We start from the raw sequence: 18,749 nt of genomic DNA, 5'->3' as shown, positions 1-18,749 counted from the left end.
CGTGTCTCCTTCTCCCGTGGGCGCCACCGCGGTTCCTCCCGGACCGCAGGGCGTCGCCGTCATCGGCATGGCCTGCCGGCTGCCCGGCGCGCCCGACCTGCGCGCCTTCCACGCGCTGCTCCGCGAGGGCCGCGACGGCATCAGCCGCCCCGCCCGCGAGGAACTGCTCGCCCGGGGCGTGGACCCCGCCTACGCGGGCCGGGAGAACTTCGTGCCGGCCATGGGCGTGATCGAGGACTCCCGCCGCTTCGACTGGTCCTTCTTCCGGTACAGCCGGGCGGAGGCGGCGGCGATGGACCCGCAGCAGCGGGTCTTCCTGGAGTGCGCGGCCACGGCCGTCGACGACGCCGGGATCGACCCCGGCCGGTTCCGCGGCCGGATCGGCGTCTATGCGGGCGCCGACCGGTCGGGACCCGGCCGGGACGACGCCGCCCTCGGCGAACTGGCCCGCTACATCGGGCGGGAGAAGGACTTCGTCGCCACGCGCGTGGCGTACAAGCTGGGCCTGCGCGGGCCGGCGATCACCGTGCAGACCGCCTGCTCGACCTCGCTGACGGCCGTGCACCTCGCGGTGCGCGCGCTGCTGGGCGGTGAGTGCGACGCCGCCCTCGCGGGCGGGGTCACCGTGATGCCGCACGGCGAGTGGGGCTACCTGTTCGAGCCCGGCGGGATCCTCGCGCCGGACGGGTACTGCCGCCCGTTCGACGCGGACGCCGCCGGGACCGTGCCCAGCGAGGGCGTCGGCGTCGTCGTCCTCAAGCGGCTCGCCGACGCGCTGCGCGACGGCGACCGGATCGCCGCCGTCATCGCCGGCACGGCCGTGAACAACGACGGCGCCGAGAAGATGGCGTACACCGCGCCCTCGGCCGCCGGACAGAGCGAGGTCATCCGCGCCGCGCTGGACGCGGCCGGACTCACCCCCGCCGACATCGGCCACGTCGAGGCGCACGGCACCGCCACCAGGCTGGGCGACCCCATCGAGGTGCAGGCGCTGACCGAGGTGTACGGGGAGACCGGCGCCGGCACCGGCTGGTGCGCGCTCGGCGCGGTCAAGGGGAACATCGGGCACACCGGCGCCGCGGCCGGGGTGACCGGTCTGATCAAGACGGCGCTGATGCTGGAGCACCGAGAGATCCCGCCCACCGCGCACTACGGCGGGCCCAACCCGCTGCTGGAGCTGGAGCGTTCGCCGTTCCGGGTGGCCGAGGAGCTGGGGCCCTGGGAGCTGCGCGAGGGCCAGGAGCTGCGGGCCGGTGCGGTCAGCTCCTTCGGGGTGGGCGGCACCAACGCCCACGCGGTGCTGACCGAGGCCCCGCCGCACCGGCCCGCCCGGGCCCGTACCGGCCCGGCGGCCGCCGCCCGGCCGCACCTGCTGCCGGTCTCGGCACACGGGCCGGAGGCGCTGGAGCGGCTGGACCTGGCGCTGGCGGAACGTTTCGGCGCGGGGGGCGGCGGCGGGTCCGGCGACTCCGGTGACTTCGGTGGTTCCGGCGGTTCCGGCGCGCAGGACGGCGTACCCGACCTCGCCGCGGCCGCCTGGACGCTGGCCGGCCGCCGCGTCCACCGGCACCGCCAGGCCGTGGTCGTCCGCGACCCCGCGCAGGCGGCCGACGCACTCCGCGCGGCGGCCGCCGCGGCCGCGCGCCGCGGCACCCCCGCCCGCCTCGGCAAGGTCGCCTTCCTCTTCCCGGGGCAGGGCACCCTCAAGCACGCCGCGGGCGAGGCCGCGCACCGGATGCTGCCCGGCTTCCGGGCGGCCTTCGAGGAGATCCGCAAGATCGCGTACGACGACTGCGGCGTCGACCTCACCCCCGTGGTCGTCCCGGCCGGTCCCGGCGGACCGGGCGGCCGCGACGCGCAGGGCGGTCCCGCCGCGGCGGACGGGACGCCGGCCGCCGCCGGCCCCGCCGCCGACGCCGCCCAGGGCTCCGACGACTGGTTCGCCGACACCGTCCACCAGCAACTCGGCCTGTTCGCCCTCGGCTTCGCCTTCGGCCGCCAGCTCGCCGAGTGGGGCATCACCCCGCACGCCATGCTCGGCAACAGCATCGGCGAGTACGCCGCCGCGGCCCTCGCCGAGGTGTGGACCCTGCCCGACGCCGTCGGCCTGGTCCACCGGCGGGCCCGCGCGATGCGCGACGCCGCCCCCGGCCGGATGGCCGTGGTCGAGGCGCCCGCCGACGAGGTCGAGGCCCGGCTGCCCGCGGGCTGCGGCGTCACCGTCGCGGTACGCGGCAACGGCTCGGCCGTGCTCTCCGGCGACGAGGCCGCCGTGGAACTGCTCCTCGCGGGCGACGCGTTCGACGGACTCCGCGTCACCCCCGTCCACACCCGGCGCGCCTTCCACTCGCCGGCCATGAACCAGGCAGCCGAGGCGGTGCGGGACCATCTGTCGTCGATGCCCGCCCGCCCGCCACGGCTGCCGTACGTCTCCAACACCACCGGCGCCCCCGTCGACCCGGACGCCGCGGCCACACCGGACCACTGGGCCGCGCACCTGCGCGAGCCGGTCCTGCTCGACGCCGGCACCGCCACACTGCTCGCCTCCGGCTGCACCACCTTCCTGGAGCTGGGCCCCGGCGGGTCCATGACCGGCTCGCTGCGGGCCGCCCCCGGCTGGGACCCCCGCCACCGGACCGTACGGCTCGCCCCCGGCGGCCGGGGCGGCGCGGAGGCCGGACTGCTCGACGCCATCGGCGCGCTGTGGGAACTCGGCGCGGACCGGGCCCTGGAGACCGTGCTGGAGACCCGGTACGCGGACCCCGGGGACCGGCCCGAGCGCTGTTCCCTGCCCGCACACCCTTACCTGGGCGAAGACCCGTACCAGGTGGGGCGGCCGGCCCCTGCACCGGCCGCCGCCGCGCCCGCACCCGTCCGGCCGGACAACCCGGCCGGCGGGCGGGCGCGGTCCGACAGCCCGGCGGGCCCGGCGCGCGGGACCGCGCCGGCCGGGTCCGCCGCACCGCCCGGGCCCCCGGCGCGCACCGCGCGTTCCGTGCAGTCCGTGCGCTCCGTGCTGGAGGAGGTGTGGTGCCAGACCCTCGGCGTGGCCGCGGTCTCCGACGGGGACGACTTCTTCGCCCTCGGCGGCGAATCGCTGCTCGCCCTGGCCCTCACCACCGCCGTACGGGAGCGCGCCGGGGCCCGTGTCTCCGTCACCGACTTCACCCTGAAGGGCACCTTCGGGGGACTGCTGGAGCTGGCCGCGGCGCAGCTCCCGGCCGGCGACGGGGACCCGGCCGACGCCGCGGGCACGGGCACCCCGCGGGCACTCCCGGCGGGCGTGGCCACCCTGGCCGAGGGCACCGGGAGGCCGTTCTTCCTGGTCGCCGACGCGGTCGGGACCGCCCTGCCCTACCGGGACCTGGCCACCCGGCTCGCCCTCCCGGGCGACCGGCCGGTGCTGGCCCTGGAGACACCCGCGGGCCCCGGTGCCCGCACGGTCGGAGCGCTGGCCGCCGCCCACGTACGCACCCTGCTGCGGGTCCAGCCCGAGGGCCCGTACACCCTCGGCGGCTGGTCCTTCGGCGCCGTCGTGGCCCACGAGGCCGCCCGGCTGCTCGCGCTGCGCGGCCGGGAGGTGGACCTGCTGGTCTCCCTCGACGGCTGGGTGCCGGACACCGGTCCGCTGCCCGTCGCCGCCGACCCCGCGTTCCTGCTCGGCGGGGTACGGGCCGGCCTCGACGCCCTGCTCGGCGTCGGACCGCTCGCCGCCGCGCACCGCCGCAGCCCGGAGCTGCGCCGCCGGTTCCTCGCCGGACAGGCGGCCGTGCTGCGCCACCGGGCGCGCCCCGTGGGCTGCCCGGCGGTGCTCTTCAAGGCCGGCGCGGGCCCCGCGGAGGCCGCCCGGCTGGCCCGGCGGCTGACCGGGCTGCACCCCGGGGGGCTGCGGGTGGTGCCGGTGGGCGGCGACCACTGGTCGATGCTCCGGCCCCCGTACGCCGATGACCTGGCCGCGCGCGTGCGCGAGGCGCTGGCAGCCGCCGACCCGGCGGACGGCGCCGCAACCCACAAGGAGAGGAAGGACCCATGACGGTCTCGCACACGTCACCCGGCACCGAAGCCGGTGACGCGGCACCGGCGGACGGCGCGGCACTGCCGGACGGTACGGCGGAGGTGCCCGGCGCACGGGCGGCCGCGGACCCGTCGGCAGCGGCACCCACGGAGAAGAAGGACGAGGACGGGGCCGGGGCCGGGGGTGCGGACGCGGCGGAGAAGCCGCTGCTGCGCAACCTCGACTTCCAGGCGCTGTGGACCAGCGAGGCGTTCGCCGCGCTGGCCAAGGAGACCGCCGAGGTCGCGTACCCCCTGCTGATCCTCTCCAGCACCGGCTCGGCCTTCTACGCGGGCGCCGTCGGCTCCGCACAGCTGATCACCGCCAGCCTCATGTCCATCCCCGGCGGCACCCTCGCCGACCGGATGGACCGCCGGCTGCTGATGATCGTCTGCAACCTGGTGCGCGTCGTCCTGCTGGGCCTGTTCAGCCTGCTGGTCTTCACGGACCACACCCACCCGGCGCTGATCTTCACCGTCGCCGTCGGCTCGGCCGTCTGCCTCGGCATCTCCAACCCGACCGGGCTCGCCGCCATCAAGCAGCTCGTGCCGGCCTCGCAGCTCACCCAGGCCACCGCCCAGAACCAGATCCGCTACTTCGCGGCCACCATGGGCGGCCCGCCGGTCGGCGGCACGCTCTTCGGCGTGGCCCGCGCCTTCCCCTTCCTCAGCGCCGCGATCGGGTTCCTGATCTCGACCGTGCTCCTCCTCTTCATCCGCAAGCCGATGAAGGTGGAGCAGGCCGCCCCGGGTGAGAAGCGGAACACCGCCGAGGGCTTCCGGATCCTCGGGCGCCAGCCCGTCCTGCGCCTGCTGATCGTCTGGATCATGGGCTCGAACATGGCGTTCACCCACTCCGGCGTGTTCCTCGCGCTCATCGCCACCGCCGAGAGCCGGGGCGCCTCCGCGGGGTTCACCGGCATGCTGCTGTCCATCGCCGGCATCGGCGGCCTGGTCGGCTCCCTCATCGCCGGCCCGGTGATCAAGAAGGTCGCCCCCTCGACCCTCTTCCTGGCCGCCGCCTGGATCGGCCCGGTCGCGGCGGTCCTGCTCGCCAACGTCTCCGGCCTGATCCCGCTCGGCATCATCGTCGCCTGCGTGTTCCTGCGCGGCCCGATCACCAGCGCGCTCTTCCTCGCCTACCTCGCGGCGATGGTGCCCGACAAGGCGCAGGGCCGCGTCCTCGGTGCCGTGATGTTCATGTCGATGATCGCCGCCCCGGTCGGCGTCTTCGCCATCGGCACCGTCTTCGACCAGGCCGGCCCGGTCTGGGTGTTCACCGTGATGGCCGTCGTCTCCGGCCTCGCCGCCCTGCCGACGCTCAGCCCCCGCATCCGCAAGCTCGCACCCCCGGAGGCGTACGCGGACACCGCGACCGTCGCGGACACCGCCGCCCCCGCGCCCGCGACCCCCGGGTCCGCCGCGGCCGCGCCCGCCTCCGACGACCAGCCCCAGCAAGGAGACCCCCGATGACGACCCAGCTGCCGCCCGAGTTCTTCACCGCCCCCGAGGGCAACGACCTGCACGCCGGCAACGAGAAGCTGCGGGCCACCGGATGCCCCGTACACGCCATCAACTACCCGGTGGGCGGCGAGGGTTACGTGGTCGCCGACTACGAGACCACCCTCAAGGCCTTCAGCGACCCCCGGCTCTCCAAGCAGGTCGACAACGCCCCCGCCTGGTTCCGCGACCTGGTCAAGGACGCCAGCCCGGTCCTGGTGCGCAACATGCTCACCGCCGACCCGCCGGAGCACACGCGGCTGCGCAAGCTCGTCAGCCGCGCCTTCGTACCGCGCCGGATGGAACTGCTGCGGCCGCGCGTCCAGGAGATCACCGACGAGCTGATCGACGCCTTCCCGGAGGAGGGCGAGGTCAACCTGATGGAGTTCGCCTTCTCGCTGCCGATGCGGGTCATCTGCGAGTTCCTCGGCGTACGGGTCGAGGACCGGCCGCAGCTGCACTCCTGGGGCAACTGGCTCAGCGGCGCCCCCTACCCGGACGCCGAGTCCAACCAGAAGCTCAAGGAGGCCAGCGAGAACATCGAGGCCTACCTCCTCGACCTGCTCGCCGACCGCCGCGCCAACCTCGGCGACGACCTGGTCAGCATCCTGCTCCGGGCCGCCGACGAGGAGGGCCGCTTCACCAACGACGAGCTGGTCTCCACCCTCGTCCTGCTGATCATCGCCGGGCACAAGACCACCGCCAACCTGATCGGCAACGGCACCCAGGCCCTGCTCACCCACCCCGACCAGTTCGCACTCCTGCTGAACCGGCCCGAGCTGGCCGAGTCGGCCGTAGAGGAGTTCCTCCGCTTCGAGTCCCCGGTCTACCGCGGCACCCTGCGCGTCGCCGCCGAGGACATGGAGCTGGCCGGCTGCCCCATCCCCAAGGAGGCCTTCGTCCACCTCCTCATGGGCTCCGCCAACCGCGACCCCGAGGCCTTCGAGAACCCGGACGAGCTGGACATCACCCGCACCCACAACCGCCACCTCGCCTTCGGCCAGGGCCCGCACTTCTGCGTGGGCGCCCCGCTCTCCCGGGTGGAGGGCCAGATCGCCTTCACCACCCTGCTGCGCCGCCTGCCCGGCCTGCGCCTGGCCGTGCCGGCCGAGGAGCTGGAGTGGCTCTTCGACAACTCCACCAGCCGCGGGCTGGTCTCGCTGCCGGTCCGCTACGACCGCCGGCTGCCGGCCGACGCCGCACTGCCGGGCGGCCCGGGGGCCCCGGCCGGCACCTCCGCCCCGCTTCCCGGCACCTCCGCCACCCTTCCCGGCACCTCCGAGGAGCACTGACGTGACCGACCGCACCACCCTGGTCTGCCTGCCCTTCGCCGGCGCGGGCGCCTCCTTCTACCGCCCCTGGCAGCGCCTCGCCGAGCCGTACGGCTTCGACGTGCTCCCCCTCCAGCTCCCCGGCCGCGAGCGGCTGATCGACCAGGAGCCGTACCGCGACGCCTCCACCGCCGCCGACGGACTCCTCGCCGACCTCCTCGCCGCGCTCGGCGATTCGCCCGAGCCGCGCCGGATCGCCCTGTTCGGCCACAGCCTGGGCGCCGTCCTCGCGTACGAGCTGGCCCGCCGGCTCGTCGGCACCCCCGGCGTGACCCTCGTACGGCTCTTCGCCAGCGGCTCCCCGCACCCCGCCGAGCAGCGCGCCCGCCGCGCCACCGGCCTCGACGACGACGCCTTCCTGGAGCGGGTCAACGAGTTCGCGGGCTACACCCACGAGGCCCTCCAGGACCCCGAGATGCGGGAGCTGATCCTCCCCACGCTGCGCGCGGACGTCGAGATGCACGAGTCGTACGTGCCCGACGCCGAGCAGGTGCTGCCGGTACCCGTCACCAGCCTCCGCGGCACCGCGGACACGCTGGTCAGCCGGGAGGAGGCGGCCGCCTGGGCCCGCACCACCACCGGCGGGTACCACGAGGCGGAGCTGGCCGGCGGCCACATGTACCTGACCGACTCGGCGCCGGAACTGATCCGGACCGTGGCCGTCGACCTGGCCCTCTCGGCGGAGGAACTGTGCGTCTGACCGGGAAGACCGTCCTGATCACCGGGGCGGCCCGCGGCCTGGGCCGCGCCACGGCCGTGGCCTGCGCCGCCGAGGGCGCCGACCTGGTGCTGCTCGACCTGTGCGGGGACCTCGCCGGGGTGCCGTACCCGCTGGGCACGCAGGGGCAGCTGGAACACACCGCGGCCCTGTGCCGCGCGGCCGGGGCCGCGGTGCTCACCGCCCCCTGCGACGTGCGCGAGCTCGCCTCCGTGGAGGCCGCCGTGGCCCAGGCCGAGGACCGCTTCGGCCGGATCGACGCGGTGGTCAACAACGCGGGCATCGCGGCCCCTTCCGGCAAGCCGGCGCACGAGATCGGCGAGGAGGAGTGGGCGCTGATGATCGACGTCGACCTCTCGGGGGCGTGGCGGGTGATCCGTACGGTCGGCAAGGCGATGAGCGCCCGCCGCTCGGGCTCGATCGTCAACATCGCCTCGACCGCCGGCCTGGTCGGCTACCGGCACTTCGCCGGGTACGTCGCCGCCAAGCACGGCCTGATCGGCCTCACCAAGGCCGCCGCCCTCGACTACGCCCCGACCAAGGTCCGGGTCAACGCCGTGTGCCCCGGCTCGGTGCGCGACGACCCGACCGCCGAGGGGCGGATGCTCGCCGAGATCGCCCGCGCCCTCGAGGTGCAGGTGGGCGAGCACGAGCAGACCTTCACCGAGGCCCAGCCGATGAACGCGCTGATCGAGCCGGAGGACGTGGCCGCGGCCGTCGTCTACCTCGTCTCCGACGACGCGCGCCAGGTGACCGGCTCGGTGCTGACCGTCGACGGCGGCTTCACGGCCCGCTGAGGCCGTTCCTGTGATCGGTACTTGAGTAAGGGAGGACACCCAGTGCTGGGTGAGCAGTGCCACGCCGTACAGGTCCGTCTGAAGACCCGGCCCACCGAAGCGTCCCTGACCGCCCGCCTCGCGTCCGCGCTCTCCGCGTATCGGCGCCCGGCAGTGGCGGGGGGCGCCGAGGGCGCGGCGCGCGCGGCGGAGCGACCCGTCGCGGGGTCGGGCACGGCTGCCCCCGCGCTCGGGGCCGAGGCCCAGGACCCGGCCCAGGACCCGGCGGCCTCGGCCGCTACGGCAGTCCGCTCGGGCACCGCCGGGGCGGGCCGCGCGGCGTCGCGCTCCGGCTCCGGGGCCCCCGCGCTGAGCCGGCCGTCCTCCGGACCGGGGGCCCGTTCCGGCGCCGACGCCGGCGGGTCGCGTGTCGGCTCCGGCTCCGCTTCCGCTTCCGCCGTGGGACCGGCCCGGACCGGCCACGCCGTGGCGGGCGACGGGCCCTGGCGGGTGTGGGTGGAGGACGTGCCGTGGGACTCCCACGGGCCGGCCGCCCTCCGCCGTCGTACCGCGGAGCTGACCCGCCCCACCGCGTCGCTCCGCTGCGTCCTCCTGCGGCACACCGACGGCGTGTCCCACCTGGTCCTGGTGGCCCACCGAAGCCTCCTGGGCCCGGCGGAACTCCGCGACCTGGCGGAACTGCTGGCGGGCGGGGCCGGTACGGGCCACGGCTCGGCCGTACCGGGAAGCGTGACCCCGCTCGCGGGGACCGGAGCGGCCCCTCTCACGGCAACCGGGCTGCCGGCCGGGGGCGCCGGTGCGGGCTCGGGGGTCGCGGCGTCCGGCAGCGCGATCCCGTTCGCCGGTGCCGGAGGCGCCGCCGCCGCGAACACGGCTGACTCGGCAGGGGTGGGCGCGGGCGCCGTACGGGCGGCCGACGCCGGTACGGCCCCGTACGGTCACGCCGCCGGCCTGCGGGCCGGCACGGCCGCCGCGCCGCCGGCCACCGGGGCACCGCTCGCCGCGGTCACCGCCGCGCCGGCGCCCGACTGGGGCGGGGGAGTGCGCGGGGACGCCTCCTGGGCGAGCACTGCCCTCGACCTCCCCGATGCCCTCGCGGAGGCGGCCACCACGGACCCGGCCGGTCTGCTGGCCGCCCTCGCCCTCACCCTCGACCGGTACGAGGGCCACGGCGCGACCGGCACCGTGGCGGTGGCCACCGGGGCCCGGGGCGCGGTGGAGTTCCCCGTACCGGACGGAGCCACCCTCGCGGACCTCCGTACCGCGGCCCTGACCGGCACCGACCGCCCGGTCGTCGCGGGCCTCCTGGACACGGAGCCGCGCTCCCTCACCGGGACCGGAGCGGCGCCGGCCACCTCGTACCTCCCGTGCCTGGCACCCCCGTACCCGCTGACCCTCGCGATCCTGCCGGGCACGGCCCCGGCGGCGAACGCAGGCGGCACGCCCCACGAGGCCACCCCTGGCGGCGCCGCGACGACGGCCGGTCTCCTCCAGGAGGCGAACACCGGCACCGGCACCGGCACCGCCGCCGGCACCGGCATCGGCATCGGCATCGGCACCGGCACCGCCCTCGGCATCGGCACCACGCCCGGCCCCCTCCACGAGGCCGCCAGCGCCCCCGGCAACGCCACCGCCAGCGGCACCCTCCACGCGCCCGGCAGCGCCGCGACCACGCCCGGCACACCCCAGGCCGCCGCCCCCGGCACGCCCCACCAGACCGCCCCCGCCACCGAGGGACCCACCCCCACCGGCACCACCCCCACCGGCACCACCCCCACCGGCACCACCCGGACCGGCGCCACCAACACCCCCACCACCCGGACCGGCACGATCCCCACCGGCACCGCCCGGACCGGCACCCCCACCGCCGCCACCCCCACCCCCACCACCGGCGGACGCCTATGGGCCGCCTACCGCCGCAGCCACTTCTCCGACGCCACCGTCACCGCCTTCCTCCGCCATCTCGCCCACGTCTACGCCCAGTTCGCGGCCACCCCCCACCTCCCCGCCGCCGACGCCGAGCTCCTCGACCCCGCCGAGCGCGCCCGCGTCGCCGCCCTCGGCCGCCCCGCCACACCCCTCACCACCACCCCCACCCGCCTCACCGAAGCCTTCGCCCGGATCGTCGCGGCCACCCCGGACGCCCCCGCCGTCGGCGACGGCACGGGCCCGGCCCTCACGTACCGCGAGCTCGACGACCGCGCCACCCGCCTCGCCCGCGGCCTCGCCGCCCGCGGCGTCGCCCCCGGCGACCGCGTCGGCATCTGCCTCGACCGCACCACCGAACTCGTCGTCGCGATGCTCGGCGTGCTCAAGGCCGGCGCGGCCTACGTGCCCACCGACCCCGCCTATCCGGCCGACCGCCTGGCCCACACCGCCCGCGACGCCGGCCTCGACGTCGTCGTCACCCGCCTCGCCGAGTACCCCGCCGAGGCCGGCACCCCGGTCACCCCGGACGACCTCCTCACCGGCCCGGCGGCGGACCTCCCCGCCCCCGCCCCCGGCACCGCCGACGACCCGGCGTACGTCATCTACACCTCGGGCTCGACCGGCCGCCCCAAGGGCGTGGTCGTGCCCCACCGCAACGTCGTCGCCCTGATCGACGCCACCCGCGACGAGTACGCCCTCTCCTCCTCCGACGTCTGGACCTTCTTCCACTCCGGTGCCTTCGACTTCTCCGTCTGGGAGATCTGGGGCTGCCTCCTGACCGGCGGCCGCCTCGTCGTCGTCCCGTACCTCGTCTCGCGCGAGCCGGAGGAGTTCCGGGACCTCCTGGTCCGGGAGCGGGTGACCGTACTCAGCCAGACCCCCTCCGCCTTCTCCCAGCTCCTGGAGACGGACCACGCCCAAGTCCCCGTCCGCCTCGTCGTCTTCGGCGGCGAGCCGCTCGACGCGCGGATGCTGCTCCGCTGGTTCGACCGGCACCCGGAGCACGAGTGCCGCATGGTCAACATGTTCGGCATCACCGAGACCACCGTGCACGTCACCCACCAGACCCTCACCCGCGAACTCGCCCTCGCCGGCTCGCGGTCCGTGGGCCCCGCCCTGCCCGGCTGGCACCTGTACGTGGCCGACGCGCGCGGCCGTCTCGTACCGCCCGGCGTGACCGGCGAGATCCGCGTCGGCGGCGCGGGGGTGGCCCTCGGCTACCTGGGCCAACCGGACCTCACGGCAGCGAGGTTCACCGAGGACCCGCACACCCCGGCCACCCCGGACGGCATCCAGTACCACAGCGGCGACCTCGGCCGCCTCCGCCCGGACGGCGCCCTGGAACACCTCGGCCGCATCGACAGCCAGGTCAAGATCCGCGGGTTCCGCATCGAACTGGACGAGATCCGCGCGGTCCTCCTGGAGGACCCGGACGTACGCGCCGCGGCCGTCGTCGTGCGCCGCGAGGACCCGGACGACCCGGCATCGGCGCGCCTGGACGCGTACGTCGTCCCCGCCGACCTGGACACGACCGGCGTTCGCAAGCGCGCGGCGACCGTCCTCCCGGCGTACATGCTCCCGGCCACCGTCACGGCCCTCGACACCCTCCCGCTCACCACGAACGGCAAGCTGGACGCGACCCGCCTCCCGCTCCCGACGCGCGCCGAGCCCGCCCCGCCCGTCGCCGCCGCCGCGGGGGACCGTACGGCCGTACTCCAGGAGATCTGGACGAACATCCTCGGCACCCCGGTGGGCCCGGACGACGACTTCTTCGAACTCGGCGGCAACAGCCTGCTGGCCGTCCGCATCAGCGCCGCCCTGAAGGCCCGCGGCCTCCCGCCGGTCCCGCTCCGCGAGCTCTTCCGCACCCCCACGATCCGCGAACTGGCCGGGACGGACACCGATGCGTGAGTACGAGATCACCGCCGCCCCGCTCCACACGGGCCCGCCCCCGCAGGGCGACGACGTGGCGCTCTGGTGGCTGGACACCCGCTCCGACGTCGTCGGCGGCCACCCAGTGGACGGGGACGACGCGCCCCTCTCGGCGGAGGAACGCACCCGCGCCTCCCGCCTCCGCCGCCCCGGCGACGGCCACCGCCACCGGGCCGCCCACATCGCCCTGCGCCTGGTCCTGGGCGGCTACACCGGCCAGGCCCCCGAGGCCGTGACGCTCTCCCGCGAACCCTGCCCCTGCTGCGGCGACGCCCACGGCCGCCCCGCCCTGGCCGGCACCGCCAACCTGCACTTCTCCCTCTCGCACAGCGACGACCTGGCCCTGATCGCCGTATCCGGGGTCCGCATCGGCGCCGACGTGGAGGGCATCCGCAAACAGGCCATCGTCAACGAACTCCTCCCCTCCCTCCACCCGGACGAACACACGGCCCTCCGCGCCCTCCCGGACGCCGGCCGCCCCCAGGCCCTGGCCCGCCTCTGGACCCGCAAGGAGGCCTACCTCAAGGCCACCGGCCAGGGCCTCGCCTACGGCTTCACCCACCCGTACGTGGGCATAGCCGAAACCCCGGCCCCGGTAAGGCACTTCACCGTCCTCGACCTCAAAGCCCCACCCCCCTACGCGGCGGCGATAGCCCTGAACACCGCCGCCTGACGGGACGGGAGGTATCCCCGCGGCATCCGGGACACCGGGGTTGACGGACGTACGCGGGCGACGCCGCAGCGGCACCGGCGCACCACGCCCGCGGCATCACCCGTTCAGGCGGTGATCACCCCTCAACCCCGTCTCACGGACCGGGGCGGCCACGGAGCGTGACATCCTCGATGCCCCGCGTAAACGCCAGCCCGGCGCAAGCGAGTTGAGAGGCACCCATGTCGCGCACCGTATCCCGCAAGCACCTCGTCACGGCCCTCGGCGGAGTTCTCCTCTTCACCGCGGTGGCGGAATCGGCCTCGGCTGTCGCCTGGGGAAGCGTCACCGTCAAGTACGACGGGAAGCCCCGGGCGGTCGCCCACGGGAACTTCTTCAACGACCGTGACACCCACGCGAGGAACAAGGTGATGTCCAAGGACCTGGCACCGGACGGCAACACGGTCTACACCGCGGGTCACTGGTACTACGAGGGGGCCGGGGAGGTGTTCCCCCTGAACACCCCCGAGCACAACCACACGTACTACACCACGCACTACAAGACCCACCCCCTGGACGCCAAGGCCAAGTCCGTACGGGGCGGAACGCGTGCCTGCGTCCAACTGGGATGGCCCGTACCCGACACGTGCTCGGAAGAAGTCCTCCCCACGTTCTCCTACTGAAGCTCCGAGGACCTCCCGTGACCCACCCTCCTCGGAGCCCCGAACAGGGAAGTTCCGGCGACCGGGCCGGCAACGCCCCGGCCCACCTCCGCATCCACGGACTCGTCGTCGCCTACGGCTCCCGCACCGTGCTGGACATCCCAGCCCTGTCCCTGGGGACCGGCATCACCGCCCTCACCGGCGCCAACGGATCCGGCAAAACCACCCTCCTCAAGACCCTGGCCCTGCTGATCCGCCCGACCACCGGCACGGTCGAACTGGAGCAGGACGGTGGCGCCCCCGGCCCCCGGACCGCATTACGCCGTCACCGCGCGGCCGTCGGCTTCCTGCCCCAGGCCCCGGAGTTCCCGGGCCACTTCACCGTCCGCGACGCCGTCACGTACTCGGCCTGGCTCCGCGGCATCCCCCGGGCCCGCCGCGCGGAAGCCGTCCACCGCGTCGTAGAGGACCTGAACCTCACCGCGGCAGCCACCACCCCCCTCCGCGCCCTCTCAGGCGGCAACCGCCAACGAGCCCACATCGCGCAGGCACTCGTGCACGACCCGTCGGTCGTCCTCCTCGACGAACCGACGACCGGCATCGACATCGAGCACCGCATCGCCCTGCGGGAGCACCTCGCCCGCGCCGGACAGACCCGCTGCATCGTGATGAGCACCCATCACACCGAGGACGTCGAACTCCTCGCCGACCGCGTCGTCTCACTCCGGGACGGTCAGGTGGTCTTCGACGGCACCCCGGAACAGCTCATGGCACGGGCCTCCAACGGCACGCCCGCCGCCCGCTCCATCGAACGCGCCCTCCACGACCTCGGGGGAGCGAACACATGACGACGACCCACCCGCGCCAGACACACCGACCGCGCACCGGCCGGATCACGCCCCCCAGTACAACGGCGCTCCTCCACCTGAACCGCTCCGCCGGCCGGACGGCAGCCCCCTTCTTCCTCCTCCTGGTCGTGCTCAACACGGTCCTGCGCTCGATGACCTGGAAGCACGAACCCATGTGGGCCGTGTACCAGTACAACTTCTCGGTGATGCTCCTCGGCCCGCTCCTCGCCGGCGTCGCAGGCTGGGAGGGCTACCGCCTGTCCCGCGCGGAGACGTTCCTCGCCGCGCACCACCGCCCCCTCACCGTCCTCGCCACCGCCTGGGTCGCCCTCCTCGCCTGGTGCTCCGCAGCCTTCCTCACCGGCCTCGCCGTCGTGATCGGCATCGTCATCCGGTCAGGCACCCCCCTCTCCATCGGCGTGCCCGAACTCCTCACCCCCCTCCCGGCCCTCGGCCTCCTCGGCCTCGCCTGCGCCACGGGCCTCGCCGCCGGCTGGCTCGGCCGCGGCAAACTCGCCGCGCCCATGGCCGCCGTGAGCGTCTTCCTGGCCTTCCTGCTCCTCTACGCCGGGGACCTGTCGGAATTCGTCATGGTCGGCGGCGCCACCAGCTCCCTCGTGGGTCTCCGCCCCAAAGCGGACACCCAGCTCGCCCAGCTCGCCTTCTACCTCGCCGCCACGCTCCTCACCCTGTGCGCGACGGCCTGGGGCACGGGCAGGCGCCGCCCGCGCGTCCTCGCCGTCGCGGGCTCCGCGCTCGTCGCCACCCTGGCCGCCCTGAACCTGGCATCGGTCGACCCCCTCTACCTGGAGGCCCGCCCGGGCGACGTCCGCTGCTACGGCAGCCACCCCGAGATCTGCCTGGGCCACGGCTACACGAAGCACGAACCCCAGCTGCGAGCAGCCCTCGCCCCCATGGTGAAAGCGGTCGCATCCCTCCCGCTCCCCGCCCCCGAATCCTTCCGCCAGGACGGCCTCTCGACCTCGACCGACCTCGGCCAGCTGTCAGTCGACACGGTCACCGGCAACGACCCGGACCTCCTCCTGGACATGTTCCTGGGCACGTACTACGGCTCGACCTGCGACATCGGCCCCGGCACCGCGATGGATAAGAACTACGTCAACGCCCGCTTCTGGCTGGCCGGCGCAGCCGGAGCAACCCCCTTCGAGGACCCGGCCCTCGACCCCCGCCTCCGCACCGGCACGCCGTCGGAACGCGCCGCCATCGCCCGCACCGCCCTCCAGGGCCTGAAGGCCTGCCGTGCCCACTGACGCCGCCGCCCTCTCGGCCTACGCCAGGCGCTGGCACCTCCGCCGCCAGGCCCTCGTCACCCTGACCTGCGCCTTCCTCTGGCTCGCGACGCCGCTGCGCCTGTACGACGTACCCGCCCGGGACGGCGTACAGGGCGCCCTCTGGCCCCTGGTCCCGGCCCTCTTCGCCGCCACCCTCCCGGCGGTCCTGGCCACGGCGGCCGACACCCAGGAACGCATCACCCCCACCGCCAACCGCGTCCGCGCCCTCACCACCACCCTCGTCGCGGCCCTGGCCCTCGCCTTGGCCCTCACGGGCGCCCTCAACGACCCGGCCGTCGCCTTCCGCAACACCCTCCTCCTCACCGGCCTGGCCTTCGCCGGCGCCTGCTGCCTCCCACCCCCCGCGGCCTGGACCCCGCCCGTGGCCATCCCGATCCTCATGTGGCTCCTCGGCACCAAACCCCAGGCAGAGGTGGAACCCTGGGCCGTACTCCTCCTCCCCGCCCACGCCCCCCACCCCTGGCCGATCGCCGCGGCCCTCACGGCAGCCGCCACCACGACCTACGTCCTCAAGGGGCCCCGCGTCCCCCGGGCGGCAAAAAGCCTGGTGCGACAGCCGAAAGGAAGCAGGTAACCTCGTCGCCATGTTCTTCCAGACACCGGTTTACGAGTGAGAGCGTGACGGGCCCGACGCACGTCCTCGGACGCTTCCGCCCGTCACCCAGCCACTGAATCCACAGATCGCTCCACACCACCGCCGGGAGAACCCGTGACCAAGAGCAAGAACATCAACAACCCCATCGGCCAGGGCGGCGGCCAGCGCAAGCGGCTGTCCCGCGCGGAACGCGCGAACAACGGCCCGCACCGCAACCTCGACCGCCAGGGCGCCGCCGACAAGAAGGCGGAACTCCTCCGCAAGATGCGCGAGAAGACGGGCACGGCCGAGGCCGCCGAACAGGCGGGCGACGACACCGCACAGAACTGACGCACCGCCGCCGCAGGGCGGCACCGCACGGGGCAGGGCCCGGACCGCGAGCGCGGTCCGGGCCCTGCCCCCGTCTGCTGCCTCTGCGAAGTAGTTCGAGGCCGGCGCGACCGCGCAGCGGCGCGTTGCCGGCCAGCAGTTTGCCCATCAAGGACAGGGCGGAGCCGCACAGCAGCAGACGTACCGGGGTGTTGGTGTGCTGGGCGGCCGGGTCGAGGGCGCGCTGGATGATCGACTGGGAGTGCGGGGGAGGACTTGGCGAGGAAGGGGAACTCGTCGATCACTGCGACGACGGGGCCACCCTCGGCTGTACTTCGGTGGCTTCGGGCCGGCGGAAGCGGTCGGGCTGGCCCTGCCGGACCTCACCCTCCCCGCCGCCGGGTGGGGCGAGGCGGTGCTTCACCGGTTCCGGCCCAGCGTCGGCACGCAGTGGACCGACTCGGGGGAGAGCCACGACGACCGCGGGTTGAAGAACCGGCAGGTGGCGGCGCGGGCGGGCAACAGCGTGGAGGTCCTGCCGAGCCGGTACGCGAAGTGCCTCGACGGCCGGCAGGAGGTGGGCAACCGCCGGATCGACCAGCTCTTGAGCGAGTACGACTGAGAAATGGATCAGCGCGCCTTATGGCCCCGGGGATTCCCCGGGGGCCATCGCATTTGCCGGCAGGGTCGAGTCTGGGCATAGGGCTGCGAACGACCTGTCGGTCGTCCCGTTTCCTTCATCCCTGCGGGTTCTCGCGATGAACGAAACCCTCGGCAGTTATCCCACTTCGGACCCTTGTCGAGCCCACTCTGTAGAGGCGAAGCACGAGGCGAGCCAGAGGGCCTCGGGCATGTTGAGGATGATGCCGCCAATGCAGGGGAACGGAATCAGCTGCCGGATTTCCTCGGGATAGTTCTGTCCGAACGCGCCGAACGATGCGCCACCGGGTATCAGCAAGCCGGCGGGAGTGATCCGGGTCGGCTCCCAGTCGAGGTCACTGTGAAGGAGAGTGGCGTAGAACTCTCCTGGGCGCTGCCAGAAGATCAACTGCTCGTCGTACTCGTTGACCCAGTGCAGGACGTGGTCCGAGCGGTCAAAGGTGACGCCGGCCATCTCTCCGAGATGGGCGAGCACGGCGTTCCGCCCCCGGTACCCGCCGACGTACGCACGGGCCTTGTCGACGAACGCCGCCAAGGTGGCGTCGTCCAGCACTGCGGCCTCGGGCAGCCTGATGGTCCGCAGCTGGCGGCGCTCATGCCCGGCGCGACGAAGCTGCTCGGTGGCGTTCGCCCAGTAGAGCTGTTCCGTGTCAGGATCGAAGACGACACAGAACACGGGTACGTTCCCGTTTGCCCATGTCTCGGCGTGTTGTCGCACGGGCACCCCGTAGCCGTAGGACCGCCGCCACGATGTGCCGCCCTTGACTTGAACTTTGATTACGTCATTGGTCACGCGACCGGCGTCGGCGAACGTAACGAAAAGATCTTCGCCGTAGTCGTTCTGGCCGGAGATCTCCTCCACCACGTGGTCGTGACTCTGGAGGAGTGTGCGCAGGGCGTTCACGGCCGCCTGCTCCATCCGCCGCCCACTTGGAATCGTGGTCATCTCTCCCCCTCGCTACGTGGGCACCCTCTCCAGCGTGTCATCGACCTCTGACACTGGGATGCTCGCCGCTTCACTTGGCCCGGGCTGGGCTGTGCTGTCCGCTTCGTGCATGGCTCTGAACAAGCCCGGCGGTCACAGATCCCCGGCGCGGTCCCGGTTCCAGGCGCTTGTCAGGGCCGGTCTATCCCGGCAACGATTGCTTTGCCCGCGCGGCCCGGGCTGACCTGCACGGATGCGGCGCGGTCCAGGCCGTGAATAGGCCGCAGGGGGCGCCTACGGCTCCTCGGAGCAACACTTGGCTGCACCTACGAAGAAACCCCGCCCTCAGCATCTCTGCTGTTGGCGGGGTCCTTTGGCACTTCGTGCGAAGTGCCCCCGGCAGGATTCGAACCTGCGCACACGGCTCCGGAGGCCGTTGCTCTATCCCCTGAGCTACGGGGGCGGGGTGTTGCCTTGCGGCGACGGGAAGAACACTACCAGCTCCGGAGGGGTGATCAGGAACGGGTT

The 18,749-nt window shown here is 74.3% G+C and carries 13 protein-coding genes, 1 tRNA gene and 2 pseudogenes; 13 read left to right on the top strand and 3 right to left on the bottom strand.

The window, feature by feature from the left end; translation table 11 throughout:
- The first annotated feature begins 1 nt into the window (after window position 1).
- From ACIQUR_RS12125 to ACIQUR_RS12070, 12 genes are all read left to right on the top strand, one after another.
- Window positions 2-4,033 (top strand): type I polyketide synthase, encoded by a 4,032-nt coding sequence (locus tag ACIQUR_RS12125; RefSeq protein WP_403662276.1) that lies wholly within the window; start codon window positions 2-4, stop codon window positions 4,031-4,033.
- The gene (locus tag ACIQUR_RS12120) at window positions 4,030-5,526 is read left to right on the top strand and encodes an MFS transporter (RefSeq protein WP_403662273.1); all 1,497 of its coding nucleotides are present in this window, start codon (window positions 4,030-4,032) and stop codon (window positions 5,524-5,526) included. The genes ACIQUR_RS12125 and ACIQUR_RS12120 overlap by 4 nt, the downstream gene beginning before the upstream one ends.
- Entirely contained in the window at window positions 5,523-6,845 is a 1,323-nt protein-coding gene (locus ACIQUR_RS12115; RefSeq protein WP_403662270.1) for a cytochrome P450, read from the top strand. Before ACIQUR_RS12120 ends, ACIQUR_RS12115 begins: the two co-directional genes overlap by 4 nt.
- 1 nt (window position 6,846) lies before the next feature.
- On the top strand, window positions 6,847-7,584 hold the full coding sequence (locus ACIQUR_RS12110) for a thioesterase II family protein (protein ID WP_403662267.1): 738 nt from the start codon (window positions 6,847-6,849) through the stop codon (window positions 7,582-7,584).
- On the top strand, window positions 7,575-8,399 hold the full coding sequence (locus tag ACIQUR_RS12105; RefSeq protein ID WP_403662264.1) for an SDR family oxidoreductase: 825 nt from the start codon (window positions 7,575-7,577) through the stop codon (window positions 8,397-8,399). Before ACIQUR_RS12110 ends, ACIQUR_RS12105 begins: the two co-directional genes overlap by 10 nt.
- A 42-nt stretch (window positions 8,400-8,441) precedes the next feature.
- Window positions 8,442-12,239, top strand: coding sequence for an amino acid adenylation domain-containing protein (locus ACIQUR_RS12100; protein WP_403662261.1), 3,798 nt, complete (start codon window positions 8,442-8,444; stop codon window positions 12,237-12,239).
- Window positions 12,232-12,933, top strand: a complete 702-nt coding sequence (locus ACIQUR_RS12095; RefSeq protein WP_403662258.1) for a 4'-phosphopantetheinyl transferase family protein — start codon at window positions 12,232-12,234, stop codon at window positions 12,931-12,933. The genes ACIQUR_RS12100 and ACIQUR_RS12095 overlap by 8 nt, the downstream gene beginning before the upstream one ends.
- A 218-nt stretch (window positions 12,934-13,151) precedes the next feature.
- Window positions 13,152-13,592 carry a hypothetical protein gene (locus tag ACIQUR_RS12090; protein WP_403662255.1) on the top strand — a complete coding sequence of 147 codons (441 nt, stop codon included), beginning with the start codon at window positions 13,152-13,154 and terminating at the stop codon, window positions 13,590-13,592.
- A 17-nt stretch (window positions 13,593-13,609) separates the two neighbouring features.
- A complete protein-coding gene (locus ACIQUR_RS12085) occupies window positions 13,610-14,419 on the top strand; it encodes an ATP-binding cassette domain-containing protein (RefSeq protein ID WP_403662252.1) in 810 nt (269 codons plus the stop codon).
- Window positions 14,416-15,690: a hypothetical protein gene (locus ACIQUR_RS12080; RefSeq protein ID WP_403662249.1), complete on the top strand. Its 1,275-nt coding sequence runs from the start codon at window positions 14,416-14,418 to the stop codon at window positions 15,688-15,690. The genes ACIQUR_RS12085 and ACIQUR_RS12080 overlap by 4 nt, the downstream gene beginning before the upstream one ends.
- Complete coding sequence (locus tag ACIQUR_RS12075; protein ID WP_403662246.1) at window positions 15,680-16,306, top strand: hypothetical protein; 627 nt, start codon at window positions 15,680-15,682, stop codon at window positions 16,304-16,306. The genes ACIQUR_RS12080 and ACIQUR_RS12075 overlap by 11 nt, the downstream gene beginning before the upstream one ends.
- A gap of 135 nt (window positions 16,307-16,441) precedes the next feature.
- Complete coding sequence (locus tag ACIQUR_RS12070; RefSeq protein WP_403662243.1) at window positions 16,442-16,657, top strand: DUF6243 family protein; 216 nt, start codon at window positions 16,442-16,444, stop codon at window positions 16,655-16,657.
- Between the two features lie 82 nt (window positions 16,658-16,739).
- Here ACIQUR_RS12070 and ACIQUR_RS12065 read toward each other — a convergent pair.
- Window positions 16,740-16,953, bottom strand: a pseudogene (locus ACIQUR_RS12065) (ATP-binding protein); the annotation flags it as partial.
- Window positions 16,954-16,964: 11 nt separating this feature from the next.
- Here ACIQUR_RS12065 and ACIQUR_RS12060 point away from each other — a divergent pair.
- Window positions 16,965-17,258, top strand: a pseudogene (locus tag ACIQUR_RS12060) (hypothetical protein); the annotation flags it as partial.
- Between the two features lie 156 nt (window positions 17,259-17,414).
- On the opposite strand, the gene ACIQUR_RS12055 reads toward ACIQUR_RS12060, so the two are convergent.
- Together ACIQUR_RS12055 and ACIQUR_RS12050 are read right to left on the bottom strand one after the other, a co-directional pair.
- Window positions 17,415-18,242, bottom strand: a complete 828-nt coding sequence (locus ACIQUR_RS12055) for a DUF4365 domain-containing protein (protein ID WP_403662240.1) — start codon at window positions 18,240-18,242, stop codon at window positions 17,415-17,417.
- A gap of 370 nt (window positions 18,243-18,612) precedes the next feature.
- A tRNA-Arg gene (locus ACIQUR_RS12050) sits at window positions 18,613-18,684 on the bottom strand.
- Between the last annotated feature and the right edge of the window lie 65 nt (window positions 18,685-18,749).

The sequence above is a fragment of the Streptomyces sp. NPDC101132 genome (assembly GCF_044759225.1).
GTDB lineage: Bacteria > Actinomycetota > Actinomycetes > Streptomycetales > Streptomycetaceae > Streptomyces.
Note: the sequence above shows the minus strand (reverse complement) of the source record. Positions and strands in the feature narration are given on the sequence as shown.

Bases quoted from the DNA above. Each gene is read 5' to 3' on its own strand.
- ACIQUR_RS12120 (WP_403662273.1), top strand. From the start codon at position 4,030: ATGACGGTCTCGCACACGTCACCCGGCACCGAAGCCGGTGACGCGGCA.
- ACIQUR_RS12115 (WP_403662270.1), top strand. From the start codon at position 5,523: ATGACGACCCAGCTGCCGCCCGAGTTCTTCACCGCCCCCGAGGGCAAC.
- ACIQUR_RS12090 (WP_403662255.1), top strand. From the start codon at position 13,152: ATGTCGCGCACCGTATCCCGCAAGCACCTCGTCACGGCCCTCGGCGGA.
- ACIQUR_RS12095 (WP_403662258.1), top strand. From the start codon at position 12,232: ATGCGTGAGTACGAGATCACCGCCGCCCCGCTCCACACGGGCCCGCCC.
- ACIQUR_RS12055 (WP_403662240.1), bottom strand. From the start codon at position 18,242: ATGACCACGATTCCAAGTGGGCGGCGGATGGAGCAGGCGGCCGTGAAC.
- ACIQUR_RS12080 (WP_403662249.1), top strand. From the start codon at position 14,416: ATGACGACGACCCACCCGCGCCAGACACACCGACCGCGCACCGGCCGG.